Annotated in this window: 15 protein-coding genes; 5 read left to right on the top strand and 10 right to left on the bottom strand. The window is 44.7% G+C overall.

Annotated elements, in window-relative coordinates; all coding sequences use genetic code 11:
• Positions 1-191: 191 nt before the first annotated feature.
• The 8 genes from AQUSIP_RS09055 to AQUSIP_RS09025 form a co-directional block, all read right to left on the bottom strand.
• Positions 192-2,144, bottom strand: a complete 1,953-nt coding sequence (locus AQUSIP_RS09055) for a hypothetical protein (protein ID WP_114835232.1) — start codon at positions 2,142-2,144, stop codon at positions 192-194.
• A 274-nt stretch (positions 2,145-2,418) separates the two neighbouring features.
• Complete coding sequence (locus AQUSIP_RS09050) at positions 2,419-3,294, bottom strand: Kdo hydroxylase family protein (RefSeq protein WP_114835231.1); 876 nt, start codon at positions 3,292-3,294, stop codon at positions 2,419-2,421.
• 31 nt (positions 3,295-3,325) lie between these two features.
• Positions 3,326-3,472 (bottom strand): hypothetical protein, encoded by a 147-nt coding sequence (locus AQUSIP_RS12375; protein WP_170131873.1) that lies wholly within the window; start codon positions 3,470-3,472, stop codon positions 3,326-3,328.
• Positions 3,473-3,498: 26 nt separating this feature from the next.
• A complete protein-coding gene (locus AQUSIP_RS09045) occupies positions 3,499-4,725 on the bottom strand; it encodes a M20/M25/M40 family metallo-hydrolase (protein ID WP_114835230.1) in 1,227 nt (408 codons plus the stop codon).
• Positions 4,726-4,885: 160 nt separating this feature from the next.
• Positions 4,886-6,130, bottom strand: coding sequence for a M20/M25/M40 family metallo-hydrolase (locus tag AQUSIP_RS09040; RefSeq protein WP_114835229.1), 1,245 nt, complete (start codon positions 6,128-6,130; stop codon positions 4,886-4,888).
• 388 nt (positions 6,131-6,518) lie between these two features.
• Positions 6,519-7,130: a DsbA family protein gene (locus tag AQUSIP_RS09035; protein ID WP_114835228.1), complete on the bottom strand. Its 612-nt coding sequence runs from the start codon at positions 7,128-7,130 to the stop codon at positions 6,519-6,521.
• Between the two features lie 186 nt (positions 7,131-7,316).
• Positions 7,317-8,135 (bottom strand): DsbA family protein, encoded by an 819-nt coding sequence (locus tag AQUSIP_RS09030; protein WP_114835227.1) that lies wholly within the window; start codon positions 8,133-8,135, stop codon positions 7,317-7,319.
• A 76-nt stretch (positions 8,136-8,211) separates the two neighbouring features.
• Positions 8,212-9,444, bottom strand: a complete 1,233-nt coding sequence (locus tag AQUSIP_RS09025) for a multifunctional CCA addition/repair protein (protein WP_114835233.1) — start codon at positions 9,442-9,444, stop codon at positions 8,212-8,214.
• A 39-nt stretch (positions 9,445-9,483) separates the two neighbouring features.
• Between AQUSIP_RS09025 and rsgA the strand changes: the two genes are divergently transcribed.
• The 3 genes from rsgA to AQUSIP_RS09010 all read left to right on the top strand — a co-directional run bounded on the left by rsgA (position 9,484) and on the right by AQUSIP_RS09010 (position 11,881).
• On the top strand, positions 9,484-10,407 hold the full coding sequence (gene rsgA / locus AQUSIP_RS09020) for a small ribosomal subunit biogenesis GTPase RsgA (protein ID WP_114835226.1): 924 nt from the start codon (positions 9,484-9,486) through the stop codon (positions 10,405-10,407).
• 11 nt (positions 10,408-10,418) lie between these two features.
• Positions 10,419-11,111 (top strand): tRNA (guanosine(46)-N7)-methyltransferase TrmB, encoded by a 693-nt coding sequence (trmB, locus tag AQUSIP_RS09015; protein ID WP_197737847.1) that lies wholly within the window; start codon positions 10,419-10,421, stop codon positions 11,109-11,111.
• A 116-nt stretch (positions 11,112-11,227) separates the two neighbouring features.
• Entirely contained in the window at positions 11,228-11,881 is a 654-nt protein-coding gene (locus tag AQUSIP_RS09010; protein ID WP_114835224.1) for an outer membrane beta-barrel protein, read from the top strand.
• A 44-nt stretch (positions 11,882-11,925) separates the two neighbouring features.
• On the opposite strand, the gene hemW is transcribed toward AQUSIP_RS09010, so the two are convergent.
• Complete coding sequence (gene hemW, locus AQUSIP_RS09005; protein ID WP_114835223.1) at positions 11,926-13,089, bottom strand: radical SAM family heme chaperone HemW; 1,164 nt, start codon at positions 13,087-13,089, stop codon at positions 11,926-11,928.
• 176 nt (positions 13,090-13,265) lie between these two features.
• On the opposite strand from hemW, the gene AQUSIP_RS09000 reads away from it, so the two are divergent.
• Positions 13,266-14,252 (top strand): malate dehydrogenase, encoded by a 987-nt coding sequence (locus tag AQUSIP_RS09000; RefSeq protein ID WP_170131872.1) that lies wholly within the window; start codon positions 13,266-13,268, stop codon positions 14,250-14,252.
• A 40-nt stretch (positions 14,253-14,292) separates the two neighbouring features.
• Here the strand turns inward: AQUSIP_RS09000 and AQUSIP_RS08995 are convergent, their stop codons facing one another.
• A complete protein-coding gene (locus AQUSIP_RS08995; protein WP_114835221.1) occupies positions 14,293-15,051 on the bottom strand; it encodes a ZIP family metal transporter in 759 nt (252 codons plus the stop codon).
• Positions 15,052-15,156: 105 nt separating this feature from the next.
• Here AQUSIP_RS08995 and AQUSIP_RS08990 point away from each other — a divergent pair, with 105 nt between their 5' ends.
• A complete protein-coding gene (locus AQUSIP_RS08990) occupies positions 15,157-15,867 on the top strand; it encodes a site-2 protease family protein (protein WP_232058660.1) in 711 nt (236 codons plus the stop codon).
• The last annotated feature ends 5 nt before the right edge of the window (positions 15,868-15,872 follow it).

Below are 15,872 nucleotides of genomic sequence, written 5' to 3'. Positions count from 1 at the left end.
TCACGATTACTACCCCCTCGCTTTGAAAACAAGAGGATATTGTATAAAAAATAAACTATCGTGAGCTGGTAAGTAGCCCAATGACGCCGTAATCACTGGCCCAATGTCCCGTAACAGATGATCCAATACGGCCAGAACCAGTGGCCCAGAAAAATCAGAATGGATGGCCCAATGTTACCGGAATAGGTGGTCTAATAAGGTCGGAATACACAATCTATTCCGCTCGGTCTGTGATCATTCCTGACATGATTATTCATAAATACGAGCAGATCTCTTTGTGTAGTTTCTGGGTTGTTGCACATGCTCATCAGCGCAATGAGGATTGATTCACTGACCCAATTAATCTCATTTCTCCGTTTTGGATGCTCTTGATCTTCAAGATGTCTCCTAATATTAACTTTTAAGGTTAATTTAAATATTTCATCTTCAAGTTTGCGCGCACTAGCAAGTGGTATTTTGCTCAACTGGAAATAAATCGCAAAAAAAGTATTGGCAATATTACTAGGAGAGTTTTCTATATTATCTGAATAGCGATTATATCTTAATCGAGATAAATCTGAGAGAGTTTCAAAATTTGAAGAAAAATTTTCACAAAAAGTCGAGCAATCTGCGAGTATTTTTTCACGAATCTGCGATTTAACAAGGAAATCAGGATCATTTTTAGCTGATTGTGTTAAATAAAGCAAATCTTCAAAATGCATTATTAAATCAATTTTGCTAATTTTAGTATATGCTTCCCAAATTAATTGCATCCCATCCGACTGCTGATCAGGGGTGGCAAAACGAGGATCCAATTTAAGCAATATTTCTATAATGTCGATGTTATCCTTAGCTGCGATCCGCTTATCCGACAAGCAGTGTGGAATCGCGGTTAATATGTGAGAGTAAACAGGCGACATCCATTCATCATTATCGGGCATTGATTCCAATTCTTCTAAAATAGAAATAACTTCATCCCAATTTCTGTTTTTAATAGCTGTTGAAATATTATTGATAGAACGATCGATAATGGTTTCATTATTGGGCGGCGCACTGGGCGCATGATCAATAGGTAAATTATTCCTGATTTCATCTGGAAGTGATAGATTTAAGATGTTAATTTTTGCACCATTGATGTAGTCAGAAACATCCTTGTTTTGATTGATTTTTTCCAATTCAATAATCGCATCATAAAGCTGCTGAATAGATTTGGATTGTTGTATTAAAGCTCTCACGGCCAATAATTTTTTTTGATTGTCTCCAGAAAACATAGATGGTATTTTTGATTTGGGAATTATTTTTTCCCATAAAATATTATGGTCAAAAATAGTTTTCCATGTGCTAAATAGCTCATCAGTATCTCGTTTGCTCATCCACATAGATGTTTTTTTAGATGCATCATGACTGACTTTTACATTTTGAAAATTAAGTTTATCCAAAAAGGAAATTAAATTTGAATTGAACCTGTTATTATGGTTTGACATCTCAAATAATTTATTTATCAAGTCATTAAGTTTGTTTTTTGGGTTATTAATGATGCTATAGAATTCATTAACATTAAAATTATCCAAATAAAGCTTATTTTGTTCCACGAAATGTCTTAAGAGTACTTTAAATAATTCATCTTTGGCTGACTTGCCACTTGCAAGCGAAGTAGAATCTAGTGCAGAATACGCATCAAATAAATTTTGAATATCGCTTGATTTCAAATTTAGCGGTTTTTTATTTGAATTTATTTTGCTATATAATTTCTCACATTTTTTGAAAATCTCATCTCGAATTTTTAATTTTAAATCATAATCATCATCTTGATCGGTGGGTTCAGTAAATTTTATCCATGCCTTCAGTTGACCGGGATTCGTCGCAAATGATTCTGGGTTTAATTTTTTTAATAGCCTATCAATCAAATTATTTCGTTGTGTTAGGTGATTGGTAATCAGGAGCTTAGGATTCATTCCCAATAAAATACTTATTGCACTCGTGTAATCACTTTGTTGACTAGATTCAGTTAAAAAATGGGCGGGGATATACTGAAGAATTTCAGAATAACAATCATTCAAAAGCTCGGGCGACATGGGTAGTGAAAGGGAGCTAAGAATTTTCTGTTCATCTTTATTTTTAAGGGCGTCCCTAAGCTCTCTTATTATTGGATTATCAGAAAACATTTTTCACCCCCATAATTACTCTGTACGAATAGAAAAATGTCATTTATGCACTTAATTATAGACGATCAATAGGAACTTGGTTTAAACGAATTAATTAGAATAAACAAGAGGTTAGAGGCTTTAGGCAATTTGTATGGCATGCTTCATTAAATTTAAAAATTGAAGTGTCTGGTTTTATGAATGAGCTAGAAAAATTATTGAAGATTCATGGAGCTCTGCTTATTGCAAAACATCACTCCGGTTTCGGGTTTATAAATGAATTCATCACCGATTATTATACCAAACATTGCCCCGTGATTTTTTCAAGAATACGCAGTGGGGAACGTGTTTCATCCTGCATGGCATGCACGGGCAGATAAAAAGTTTGCTCAAGTAAATATTGTCCCTGCATGGCGGCATGTGAAACATCATCTGTCTGCACGATCCATGCGCTGCCCGCAGGAAAGCGTATCTCCTGCTGGTCGGCCTGCTGCTGATATCGTTCATCTGCTTTCATGTGATCATGTATTTGCAGCATGTAATGATCATAGCGAGTGCGGTAACTCTTGGTGATTTTTAATAACCGCAAAAGTGCGGCCGTCCCTGGAATGGGTTTGTTTATTCGAGGCAGAAAGGTATGAGCGACTTTTTCAAACGGCTCGCCTACCCGCCATACGCGGTCTTCACCGTGAGGATTTACGTTGTAAAATACGCGCAAAATGCGCTTGCCTTGGTTGGGGGCGGACGGAAAAGCATCCACATGTAACCGTTTGTCATCCTTGCGATAGGATGTTTTGCGGCCGGTGATTTGTACAGGCCTGAAACTGGTGCGAGCGACTGTTAATTGCGGTGCATAATGGGGCAACAGATTTTGCACCAACTGATAAGCATACCGGGAATAGCGATCCAGCATGGTTTTTAACTGAATATGCTGCTGATCGGTTAAATGCCGCATTCCCCATAATTTATGGTGCTGGGGATGATAACTGATGTTTTTCGCATGGGGATCAGCGTAATGTGGTGACAGAAAAACTTGTTCATCAGTCGAAAGGGAAAAAGCTAATTGGGGAAAAAAAAGTATCCTGCCATTTTCCAGATTTTCAATAGCTTGCCTCTTATCAGTATCAGAAAAAGGCTCGTTCCATGCCATGGTTGAGAAAGTTTGCAACATAATTTGGCTCAGTGCGTTCTATCGAGGATGACTATTTTACAGCGCCTTGGAGCAGAATAACAACAGGTATCGGGTTAATTTTGTCCATATATTGAACTATCGCGAGCATTGGATTCCCACCTGTGGCAGGCATGCGTTTGATAGTGAAAGCATGACAGCTTGCATTGTTTCGTTGCACGCTGCCATGCCTGATTTATTAAGCTTTTACGCGATTGGCTCTGCCAGCTCCACCGCAAATGCCACGGCCAGTTTGGCATAATCTGTCATGTGCTGAAGCGACAGTTTGTCCATGGTGTCTTTTGAGCTGTGTACATCGGGGTTGTCATCGCCGAAGGAAGATTCAAATGGCATAGAAGCCGCGAAGCCATTCTTGTGCCAGGTAGCATGATCACTGCAAGCATAACCACAGCGCGTATATTGAACGGGTTGATTAACATACGTTTTGATTAGCGTTTCAAGATAAGCGGTCAGGTCTTGATTAACATAATCATTAATGAGCCACATTGTCTTATCTTTTGAATATCCCGTCATGTCTACTTGCATGACAGCTTCAACAGGGATATTTTTCTTTTTGAAATCCGCTACGACATACTGTGACCCAATTAAGCCCTGCTCTTCTGCTGCGTACCAGATGAGATAGATGGGTTTTTTGAAGTGCATTCCACTGGATAACAAGATTCTCGCTGTTTCCAATACTGTTACGGTGCCACTACCATCATCATCTGCACCGGGTTGTCGATTGGAGCTGAATGAAAGTGTATCCATATGGCCACCGATCACAATACCCGGTATGTTTGAATTGCCCAGCTTGGCAACCACAGAAGGCTGTTTATAGTTGCCCGTGCTCACCGTATAAACCGTCACATCATCATGGCCTGTTTCTCTTGCCATGCTTTCAACCTGGTTTTTAATCCAGTCTGACGCATTTTTTCCATTATCTGATGTTGCCATCCGGTTCGGAAAAGTCGTCAGTGTCGTGAGTTGCGACCACATCGATTCCGGATTTAATCCCTTGAGCAATTGGTTCACCTGGTCTTTGTATTGAATGGCATAGGCACTATGTTTTTTTGCTAGCGAAGTTTGAGCCGGCATTTCATAACCTTCTAAAAAGGATTTTGCTCCATTGTCATCTAGTCGTGCTTTGGCACGTGTTGTCATCCAATCTTGGGTAACATCCATAAAGCCACCGCAAGCTGTTTTTTGTTGATGTTTTTCTGCTATTAATTGATTGATGCCTGCTTCGCCTGTTTCAATTAAAACCAGATGGGTGGTGGAGGCTAACAACTTATAATCTGCGCTGAAATTTTTGATTAAACATTGCGGTGCGACGACAATGCGCTGATGCGTTGGCGGCTGTGCGTGAGTGGCAAATGAAGCAGCAGCTAATAAACTCAGTGAAAATGAAATCAATTTGTTGTGTTTTTTTAACATAATTCTCTCCTTGAGATTTTTAAATGAAAACGGATTGTTGGTAATTCATTCATGCGGAAGACAAATACAATTATTTGCTAAATTTCTAGTAGCTCCATCCCCGCGCGGTTTTACATTTATACGCGGGAATGACAGTTGTTTAGAATAAATAGCTTTTACCCTACTTCTTTTCCACTGGCTCTGCCATCTCTACTGCGAAGGCAACGGCCAGTTTGGCATAATCTGTCATATGGTTTAGCGATAACTTTTCCATGGTGTCTGATGTTGAATGAATGGAAGGATTAGAATTCTCGTAAGCTGCTTCTGCTGGTAATGCGGTTGCATAACCCTTGTTATACCACCTTGCATGATCACTGCAGGCATAACCACAGCGTGAATGTTTGACAGGTTGTTTCACATAGGTGGTTATTAACTGTTCAAGGAAGCTAGTCAAATTGGCATTCACATAATCATCCATTAACCACATTGTGGGCTCATTTTGATAAGCGAAACCAGTCAAATCAAATTGAATGACGGCTTCTACGGGAATATTTTTGCTTTTGAAATCAGCTACTACATTATAAGATCCGATCATTCCTTGCTCTTCAGCTGCATACCAGATGAAGTAAATGGGTTTTTTGAAGTGCAGGCCGCTAAACAGCACGGTTCTAGCAGTTTCAAGCACAGTGACCGTGCCGCTGCCATCATCATCTGCGCCTGGCTGTGTATTGGAACCAAAAACAATAGTGTCCATGTGCCCTCCAATCACAATGCCGGGGCCTGTTCCATTACCCACTTTGGCAACCACAGAAGGCTGCTTATATTTGCCTGTTGCTACAGTATAAATAGTGACGTCATCATGACCTGTTTCGCTTGCCATGGTTTCAACCTGGGCTTTAATCCAGTTTGCTGCTTGCAATCCGTAATCGGTATTTGCATTTCTATTTTGGAAAGTGTTAGTTAATTGTGTCAGGTTGTTCCACATGTTTTGCGGATTGATTTGAGTCAGCAACTGATTGACTTGCTGCGAATATTGAATGCTATACGCTTTTTGATTTTGCGCAATCGAAGCGTGAGGTGTTTCGTAATTCAGCAAAAATGATTTTGCCTCTTTTCCAGAAGATCGTATTTTGGTATTGGACATGTGCCAATCTTGAGTTACATCCATGAATCCGCCACACAGGCTTTTATGCTGATGTTTTGTTGCCATTAGCTGCTGCACACCAGCAGCATCTGTTTCGATTAACACAAGCTGTTTGGTGGAGGATAAAATTTTATAATCCGTGTTAATATTTTTTATTAGACAGGGCGGCGCAACAATAACGTGTTTTGACTCCGTTGGCTGTGCTTTAACAGTAAAAGGAAAGATAGCAGTGATAGCAATAGCAACTGAAGATAAAAAAAATATTTTTCCTGTCCGTGACATCCGTGTCTCCTATTTTCTGAAAGGTGTTTATTGACCGCGTCATCCTGCAGACGGGATGGGTAAGTAAACACGCTCTATTTATATTGGACTTTGACCATTTTTGAAAGGTGCTCACAAAGCTGTCATCCTGAGCGAAGCGAAGGATCTCCTTTTGTGCATCGGGAGATCCTTCGAGCAAAAAAACGCTCTCAGGATGACGGCATTATTGAGCATTTTGTAAAAATGGCCAAACTCCAGTTATGGATAGAATTAAAAAGTTATAACACCGTTTTAATCCGCTTGCCAGTGTTCCGAGTGGTAAATAAAAAGAAAGGAAGTAAAGCGAAGCGAGACGATGGGAAATCAATCAAGTGTACCCCGGCTTTGCTTAAAGCCGGGGTGATTTGCTTTATTTGCTGGCGTTATCAATTGCATCCTGCAGTTCACTCTGGCTCATCGCACCGAGTACGAAGCGAATATCACTGTTTCCGCTGGCATTGGTTTTACCAATGAAGAAGGCAGGTGTGCCGGATAATTTCAAGGCAAGCGCCAGGTTGTAATTGGCTTTGAGCTGATTTTTGACGCTGCTGCTATTCATGTCCTTTTTCAATTTGCTGACATTTAAACCTTCCGCTTTTGCCATATCTAGAACGGATTCTTGCGTCAGGGGTTGGTTGGCTGTGAGTAGCGCATGACTGAATGAATAATATTTTCCCTGCTTGTTAGCAGCAAGCGCAGCGCGAGCGGCAAATTCAGACACGGGTCCGCGGATGGGGAAGTCTTTGAAGACCACACGCACGTTGGGATTGGCTTTAATGATGGCGGCCATGACGGGAGCCATGGTAATACAGTGCGAGCATTGGTAATCAAAAAATTCAACAACAGTGACATTGCCTCGAGGATTGCCGGCTACTGGATCGCCTGGCTGATGAAAGAGGTTATTAATGGATTGGGCGTGCGCACTCCATGAAAGCCAGAAAAGCAGGAACGGCAGAAAGGCAAGTATATTTTTTCTTAGCATGTGTTTTCCTTATAAAAGAGTGAGGTCAATTTAAATTTATAACATTCCTGTTATTTGTTTTCTACCGGCCTGAGTAGGGCGATTGGGCGGGAAGCGCAGGAAAAACAACTTTTGATTTGTTATGTCTTGGATGCAGAACGAAAGATGGAAAAACACCCGGCTGCTAGGCAACCGGGTGTTTTTTATTTACTTAGCGGCTTTATCAATTTCAGTTTGCAATTGAGCCTGGGTCATGCGGCCCGGTATGTAGGTAACATTGCCTTTATTATCACTGACATCTGATTTTGCAATAAAGAATGCAGGTGTACCGAACAATTTCAGGTCCTGGGCCAGTTTGAAATTAGCCTTGAGCTGGGCTTCGACACTGCTGTCGTTCATGTCTTTTTTCAGTTTTTCCACATCAAGGCCATTATCTGCCGCAATTTTTAATACGCTTTCTTCGGTCAAAGGCTGCTTGGCGGAAAGGAGAGCGTGACTGAATGGATAGTATTTGCCCTGTTTGTTAGCAGCGAGCGCAGCACGAGCGGCAAATTCAGACATGGGGCCGCGAATAGGGAATTCCTTGAATACGATGCGCACATCTTTGTTAGCTTTGATGATGCCTTCGATTGCAGGCGCCATATCTACACAATGCGGACATTGGTAATCAAAAAATTCAACGACCGTCACTTTGCCATTCGGGTTGCCGGCAACCGGATCATTGGCTTGGTGGAATAAGGCATTCGCATATTGGGTGGCGTCAGCTTGCGTCTTTTTGACGGTTTGTTCAGCCTCTTCAAACTGTTTACGCTGCAAGGTTTGTAATGCTTCGACGACGACTTCAGGTTTGCGTATCAAATATTGATGCACAACTTCTTCAATTTTAGCTCTTTCTGCCGGACTGACATTGGCAGCAGCATTGCTTGGCGCTGCTGTTGCATTATTCGTTGCTGCAGTGGCCGCATAGGATTGCGCGGCAAGCGCAAACAAGGCGGCAGTAAGGGTACTTTTGGCAAAGCGTTTCATGGAGCTCTCCTTATTATGATGGGATGCAAAACTGGTCATGGAATGATAGCAAACCGCTGTTCGTTGATAAAGACAGTTATGAGGACAGTTGTTGATGTGTTTTTAACCATTGTTCAATCTTTTCGCTTCGCTTTCTTTTGAGTTCAAGTGCCAAGGTATTTCCTTCAAATCCCTGGGCGATTAAAGCTTGCACATCTATGCTTTTTGCAATTTGTGCGCAGGCTAACAACCACATGGGATCAAAAGTCTCACCGCGTGCCTTGGCAATATAAAAACAGGCGAATAAGAATTTTTTAAAACGGTCTTCCCGGCGAAAAATATCCAGTGAGCTCAGTAACTGTAACAGTTCATCGGCTGATAATGTTTGAGCGTGAAGTGCTTTTTCATGATGTTGAGCCGTTAATAGTGCCAATTCACGAAAACTGTTGGGAACGCGGTAGCGGTTGCAAAGGTGAGAAATAATTTTTTTGGTTTCCAATTTTTCATTGCCATCTTCGGGTAACGCATGTAGCAGTATCGCAAAACGTATTTCTGCGATTGCTGTTCTTAACAGTGTATTCGTTTGAACTTTCTCATCAATATTTTCTTCAGGTTTCGCGACAGGCATCATCATCGAATCCAGATGGATGTCAATGGAATGCGTCATTGCCAATCCTTTCATGCCGGCGCCCTCCTTTAGTAAATGTGGAAACAAGACAGGCAAGGCACCGCATTCGGCGAGCACATCAAAAAATTTTTCAGGATTTTTTTCGCCCAGCGCACGCTCCAGTTCTTTCCACACGCGTTCTGCTACCAGTGCATTGACTTCGCCCGAAGCAACCATGTTGCGCATGAGTTCCATGGTTTCGGCGGCCACATGAAAGCCAAGGTGTGCATAGCGTGCAAGTAATCGTCCTACCCGCAAGATGCGGACGGGGTCTTCCGCAAAAGCCGGTGAGACATGGCGCAGGATCTTTTTTTCGAGATCTGCTTTGCCATGATAAGGATCGATAAGTTCACCTTGAGCGGTCTCGGCCATGGCATTGATTGTGAGGTCTCGTCGTATTAAATCATCCTCCAGCGTCACGTGGGGTGACGTGTCAAAGTTAAAACCCTGATAGCCTGGCCGGACCTTACGTTCCATGCGGGCGAGAGCATATTCTTCGCCGGTTTTTGGATGCAGAAAGACAGGAAATTCCTTGCCTACCTGGCGGTAACCCCGATCGAGCATGTCCTTGACAGTAGCGCCGACCACGACCCAGTCTCGTTCCTTGACTGGCAAACCAAGTAATTTATCGCGTACCGCCCCTCCGACCAGATAAATTTTCATGTAATATAGAGCCTCTTGCAAAATGGTAAAATAAACAGCATGCAAAAACAGAGCAATCATAACCCGGCCACTTCAGAGCGCGGCCTTGTTATTTCCTATTTCGGAAATAGTGTGGCAGTTGAGGCGGAGGATGGGCAAGTTTTTCAATGTCATTTACGCCGCAATCAGGAATTACCGGTGGTGGGTGATTATGTCCATTGGGAAAAGGAAGGTGACACGACGGGTATTGTGACCGGTATCACGCCGCGCCGTTCGCTGCTTGCCCGCGGCGATAACAGGGGAAAAATGAAACCGATTGCTGCGAACATAGACGCGATAGTAATCGTGATGGCGCCGCCGCCGATCTTTTCTGAATACTTAATCGATCGCTACCTGGTTGCTGCCGAACTTTTAAAAATCCAGCCGATTTTAGTATTAAACAAAGTGGATTTGCTGGATGAGGCAGCGAAACCAGCTGCTTTTGCGCGCCTTATGGCTTATCAGGATATTTCTTATCCTATTGTTTTATCAAGTATTTACATAAAAGAGGGCTTGGTGGATCTCAGCCGGCAGCTAAAAGAAAAGACAGCCGTGCTGGTCGGCCCGTCGGGTGTAGGGAAGTCTTCCATTATTGCAGCTCTGGGCAATGGCGAAGCCATTCGTATTGGTGAAGTTTCGTCTAAAGGTGCTGGCAAGCATACTACCACGGCGACGCGGCTCTATCATTTGCCGCAAGGCGGCAGTCTGATTGATTCGCCGGGCGTGCGCGAATTTAATTTATGGCCGGTGAGCCGGCAGGAAGTTTTAAGCAGCTTTAAGGAATTTCAGTCTTTTCTGGGCGGCTGCAAGTTTCGTGACTGCCAGCACCTGGTTGAGCCCGGCTGCGCTGTGCAAGCTGCGGTTGCCAGTGGTAAAATCAGTCCCCAGCGTTTTGCCAGTTATCAGGCGTTAATGAAAGAAGCAGCATCTTATAAGAATTATTAATGGCACACACAATGATATCTACTCCACCCAAACACTTTCGCGTACGCAGCTTTGTCGGTCGTAACAGCCGTATTACGGCCGCCCAAGAACAGGCCTTTTACGAATGTTTGCCGCTTTATGGCCTTTCGACCGAATCCGGGCTGCTAGACTATGACGCTGTATTTGGCCGCGAAGCGCCGCGTTTTTTAGAGATTGGGTTTGGTTCCGGTCACTCACTTTTGGCACTTGCCAAGTCCTGTCCCGAGCAGGATTTTATTGGCATTGAAACGCATAAACCGGGTGTGGGTGCATTATTTCAGGGAATCAGGCAGCATGCGCTGACTAATCTTCGTGTGTATCATGCGGATGCAGTAGACGTGCTCGACCAGTGTATTCCGGACGCAAGCCTTGAAGGCATTCAGATTTTTTTTCCCGATCCTTGGCAAAAACGTCGGCATCATCCGCGCCGCCTGATCCAGCCTGAACTGGTCAAGAAGCTGGCTGCAAAATTAAAACCAGCCGGCACATTACATCTGGCAACGGATTGGGAAGATTATGCGATACAAATGATGCAAGTGCTTTCTGAGGAAGAAGCATTGTTTAATCTTGCAGGAATGCACCAATTTGCGCCGCGATCGCCTTATCGTCCTCTTGTTACCAAATTTGAACGCCGTGCGCTGCGCGAAGGCCGTCATGTACGCGAACTGCATTTTGCAAAACGATAGGCTGGACAAGAAGCACCTGCTCACTTAAGCTGATGCAGTAATTTTTTTGTCTCGGCTCAGTGTAATATTCAGAATGACTGCTAAGTGTGGTCGTTAATGATCTTGAGGAAGAAAGAATGCGAAAAGGAATAGCGAAATACGCCGCAACTACTGTTTTCACTTGTACCTTTGCACTCCAGGCTTATGCTGTGGCGCCTGGTTTCTATACCGGATTAATGTTAGGCTCAGCGAGCGCAAATGGCGGAACGCAGCAAGCCCAGACTGATACTACTCCTCCAACGACAACTCCGGCTACCCCCAAATCGACACAATTCGGCGGGCGCATATTTATCGGCTATAAAATCAATCAGTATGCAGGTGTTGAAGGCGGGCTCACCTATTTTTCAGATATTAAATACGATACTAAAGATGTGGATACATGTAATACACCGAAAGTGGGTGTGCGTGATTTCGATATTGTAGGCAAGGGATCGTTTGGCCTCGGTTCTTTTGAAATTTTTGGAAAGGCGGGCGCTGCTGTTGTTTACGAAAGAACATCAGGTGCGCTCAATCCGGATTTGACGCGGGAATGCGGCTTGAGCACCAATGAAGTGAAATTTCGTCCTACCGTGAGCGCCGGTGCCAGTTATGATCTGAGTCAGAATTGGGTAGCGGATATTTCATGGAACCGGGTCATGGTAGGCGGTGCGATAAGCAGCATTGATTTTTATGCGCTGGGTATTTCTTATCATTTTGTTGATATTTATTGTGGTCAATTCTTGTGTGACTAGTTGAGCTATAGTGCGCTTTCGCGGGAATGACAGCAGATGCATGATTACTTCGCTTGGGTTTTGGGCAAAAAGAGTGTTATCAGATCATTCAAAAACTGCTTTCCCAGTGTCGAGGCAACTATATTTTCCGAATCATCAAGCAAGAGTCCTTTCTCTTTGGCCTGTGCAAGCAGCGGTTCGATCACGGATAAGGGCAAGCCAGTCCGCAGCGTAAACAAGGAAGCAGGAATGCCGTGTGTCAGGCGCAGTACATTGAGCATGAACTCGAAGATCAGATCTTCCATTGAGACAGTTTTAAAGGGCGCAAGGCGTTTGGCTGGATTAAGATAATCCTTGGGATGCCTGACTTGCGAAAACCGCACTACCTTGCCTGTTTCCGGGTCAGTTATTTTGCTATGACTGCCCGCGCCGATCCCCAGGTAATCGCCGAATGTCCAGTAATTGAGATTATGAGCACATGCTTTTTGCGGTTGTGCATAAGCGGAGACTTCATATTGTTGCAGCCCCGATGCGGCAATACGCTGCTGTCCAGCCAGTTGCATTTCCCAAAGCATATCATCGTGCGGCAGGACAGGGGGTTGATGATAAAAGAGCGTATTGGGTTCAATCGTCAGCTGATACCAGGAGAAATGAGGCGGATGAAAAGCAAGCGCAGTATCAATATCCTGCAGCGCATCCTCGATGGTCTGATCGGGTAACCCATACATCAGATCAAGGTTAAAATTGGTGAAGCCCGCTGATAAAGCGCAGCTAATGGCGCGCAGCGCATGGTCACGGTCGTGAATGCGGCCCAGTTTTTTCAATTTATCATTTTGCAGGCTTTGAATGCCCAGTGACAGGCGGTTAATACCAGCCCGGTGAAAATCATTGAAGCGGGCCTGATCAATGGTGCCTGGATTTGCTTCGAGGGTAATTTCAATCTGCGGGTTTAACGCCATCCGCTTCGATATGCCTTCCAGGATCTGCTCAATAGCATTGCCGGACAAGAGACTGGGGGTGCCTCCGCCAAAGAAAATACTGGTGAGCGGGCGGCCGTGCACCAGTGGTAAATGGGCATCCAATTCCTGCAGCAGGGCATTTACATAGTCTGCTTCTGGCAGGGAAGATCTCGCTTCATGTGAGTTGAAATCACAATAGGGGCATTTTCGGACGCACCAGGGGATGTGAATGTAGAGGCTGAGCGGTAAATTTTCAGTAAAAATTGGCATCTGTAAACTTCAACGAGTAGAATAGCCGGCAAATTATACAGCAGAAAAGCTGTCTTGGGGTTTGTTTTCATACAAAACCAGCGGGTGGATCGAGCACCAGGCATCATGCCAGGCTCGCTCCAAGGCTTAACAGGCACTTTTTTGCACAGCAAATTGTAAAGGATAAGGAGCCCATCATGAATAAGCGTATAAGAGTTGCCATTACTGGCGCGGCTGGACAAATAGGGTATGCACTGGTTTTTCGTGTTGCTTCGGGGCAAATGTTTGGTCCGGATACGGAAGTGGAATTAAGGCTGCTTGAACTTGAGCAGGCACTGCCTTCCTTAAAAGGCGTGGCGATGGAGCTGAATGATTGTGCGTTCCCGCTTTTGAAGAAAGTGACGGTTACTTCAGACCTCAAGGAAGCCATGACCGATGTAAACTGGGCCGTGCTGGTTGGGTCAGTGCCAAGAAAGCAGGGGATGGAGCGTGCCGATCTGCTTGGCATTAACGGTAAGATTTTTACCGCGCAGGGCAAAGCGATTAACGATTATGCCGCTTCAGATGTGCGTGTGTTTGTTGTGGGTAATCCTTGCAATACGAACTGTCTGATTGCCATGCATAGCGCACCGGATGTGCCGCGCGACCGCTTTTATGCGATGACCATGCTGGATGAATTACGCGCGCGCAGCCAGCTGGCTATCAAGGCGGGTGTCGATGTGACAGCGGTGACACAGATGGTGATTTGGGGCAATCATTCTACTACCCAATATCCGGATTTTTATAATGCTAGAATTAATGGCCAGCCGACGACGGAAGTCATTACCGATATCAACTGGCTGCAAAACGAATTTATTCCTATCGTGCAAAACCGTGGCGCAGAAGTGATCAAGGCACGCGGTGCGTCCTCTGCTGCTTCGGCTGCCAATGCGGCACTCATGTCGGTTTATCACCTTACACATGATACCGTGCAAGGCGAAGCCTTCTCGGTGGCGCGCTGTTCGCAGGGAGAATATGGCATAGACGAAGGGTTGATTTTCTCCTTCCCCTGCCGTACAGAAGGCGGCAAGCTCAAGGTGATTACCGGATTGACGCATAATGAGTTTGGGCAGCAAAAAATACAGATTACGCTTGATGAGCTCCGTAAAGAGCGTGATACAGTGAAGGAATTAGGGTTGATCTAAAGCAATAAGGCACGTTTACATACAGGAACGTGCCTTTCTTTTACGTCCACAAAGCCAGTACCCCCATTCCAATTAAGCCTAGTGCGAACAACACAAATTCTTTCATGGAATAAGCTTCTTCTTCTGTGCGCTGATGAAATTGGGCTTGATGGATAGTGGACATGTAAATAAAAGTGCCGGCTGCGAAGGCATTGAAGGCAGCAATCCAGAATTCCCGGCCATGCGTGTTAACTTCGACGGCGGTACCGGCCGCGATGCCGATGGGTGTCATAAGAGCAAACAGGATGACGATTAAAAGCGTGCGGGAATAAGCTTGATTGTAGCGCATCAGGACCATGCACAGAGCAATGCTGGCGGCTCCTTTGTGCGCGATGATTGCGATAAGTATCGCCAGGCTGTCGCTGATATTTTCACCAATACCTAATGCTGCGCCTTCGGTGAGCGCATGAATGACTAGCACGATCGCCAGCAGAACAGGGATGGAATGGGTAGGTTGGAGAAAGGATCGCGCGAGCGAAAGCCGCTCCAGAAAAAGCAGTAGCAAAAATCCACCCATGCAAATCGCTTCAGGCACAGGATATTCTACAGTGTCGAAGAACTCGTGAAAAACGCTGATCGAGATGGGAAGCAGGTGAAAGAAGGCCACTCCTAAAAAGATGCCGCTCGCCAATGCTTCACCCAGCTCAAGCAATTTGGCGGGCGCGATTTCCTGTTTGGTTTTAAGCGGGTAAATGACAGCGGCGACGCTGATCAAGAAAATAATCACTGCTGCAATGGTTTTGAAGATGATTAGTGTCACGCGGCTAACCTCATTTTTTTGGCGTCATCTTCTTATAATCCTAATCGGAAAGCCGAGGTTAATCTAGGCCTTTCTTGCGATCGGTTGGCATTTTGAGCGCATGTCATGTTAACCTTGTGGCCTGAATTAGATAGTAGAGATTGTGTTGCCATGGAATTATCCGTTATCCAAAAAATTGCCATATGGATCCTCCCTCTTCTCTTTGCGATCACTTTGCATGAAGTAGCGCACGGCTGGGTCGCTTCCTATTTTGGTGACCAGACTGCGCGTTTATCCGGCCGGTTGAGCTTAAATCCGATCAAGCATATCGATCCGTTTGGCACGGTCATCATGCCGCTGATGCTGCTCCTTTTGACACAGTTTCAATTTGCCTTTGGGTGGGCGAAACCAGTGCCGGTCGACATGCGCAATCTCAACCATCCCCGCCGTGATATGGCGCTGGTTGCGCTGGCAGGCCCGATGGCGAATGTGTTGATGGCCCTGTTTTGGGGCGCCATGATGAAAGTGGGTATGCTAAGTTACGATGGCGGGAATTTTTGGCTGGGGGTGCCGCTTATGTACATGGGTAATGCGGGTGTTATGATCAACATTGTGCTGGGCGTTTTAAATTTAGTACCGCTGCCGCCGCTCGATGGAGGCAAAATCATGATGAGCCTGGTGCCGCCCCATGTGGCTTTTAGGCTGAGTTTGGTAATAGAGCCTTACGGTTTCCTGATTCTCATTTTGCTCCTGGTCACTGGCATCCTTTCCAGCGTCATTTCACCTTTTGTTTATCTACTGGTGAATCTGATTAACAATTTGTATGGGTTGTATTAACCAAA

It is taken from the genome of Aquicella lusitana (genome assembly GCF_902459475.1).
In the GTDB taxonomy this organism is placed as follows: domain Bacteria; phylum Pseudomonadota; class Gammaproteobacteria; order DSM-16500; family DSM-16500; genus Aquicella; species Aquicella lusitana.
This window is presented reverse-complemented; position numbering and strand designations above follow the sequence as displayed.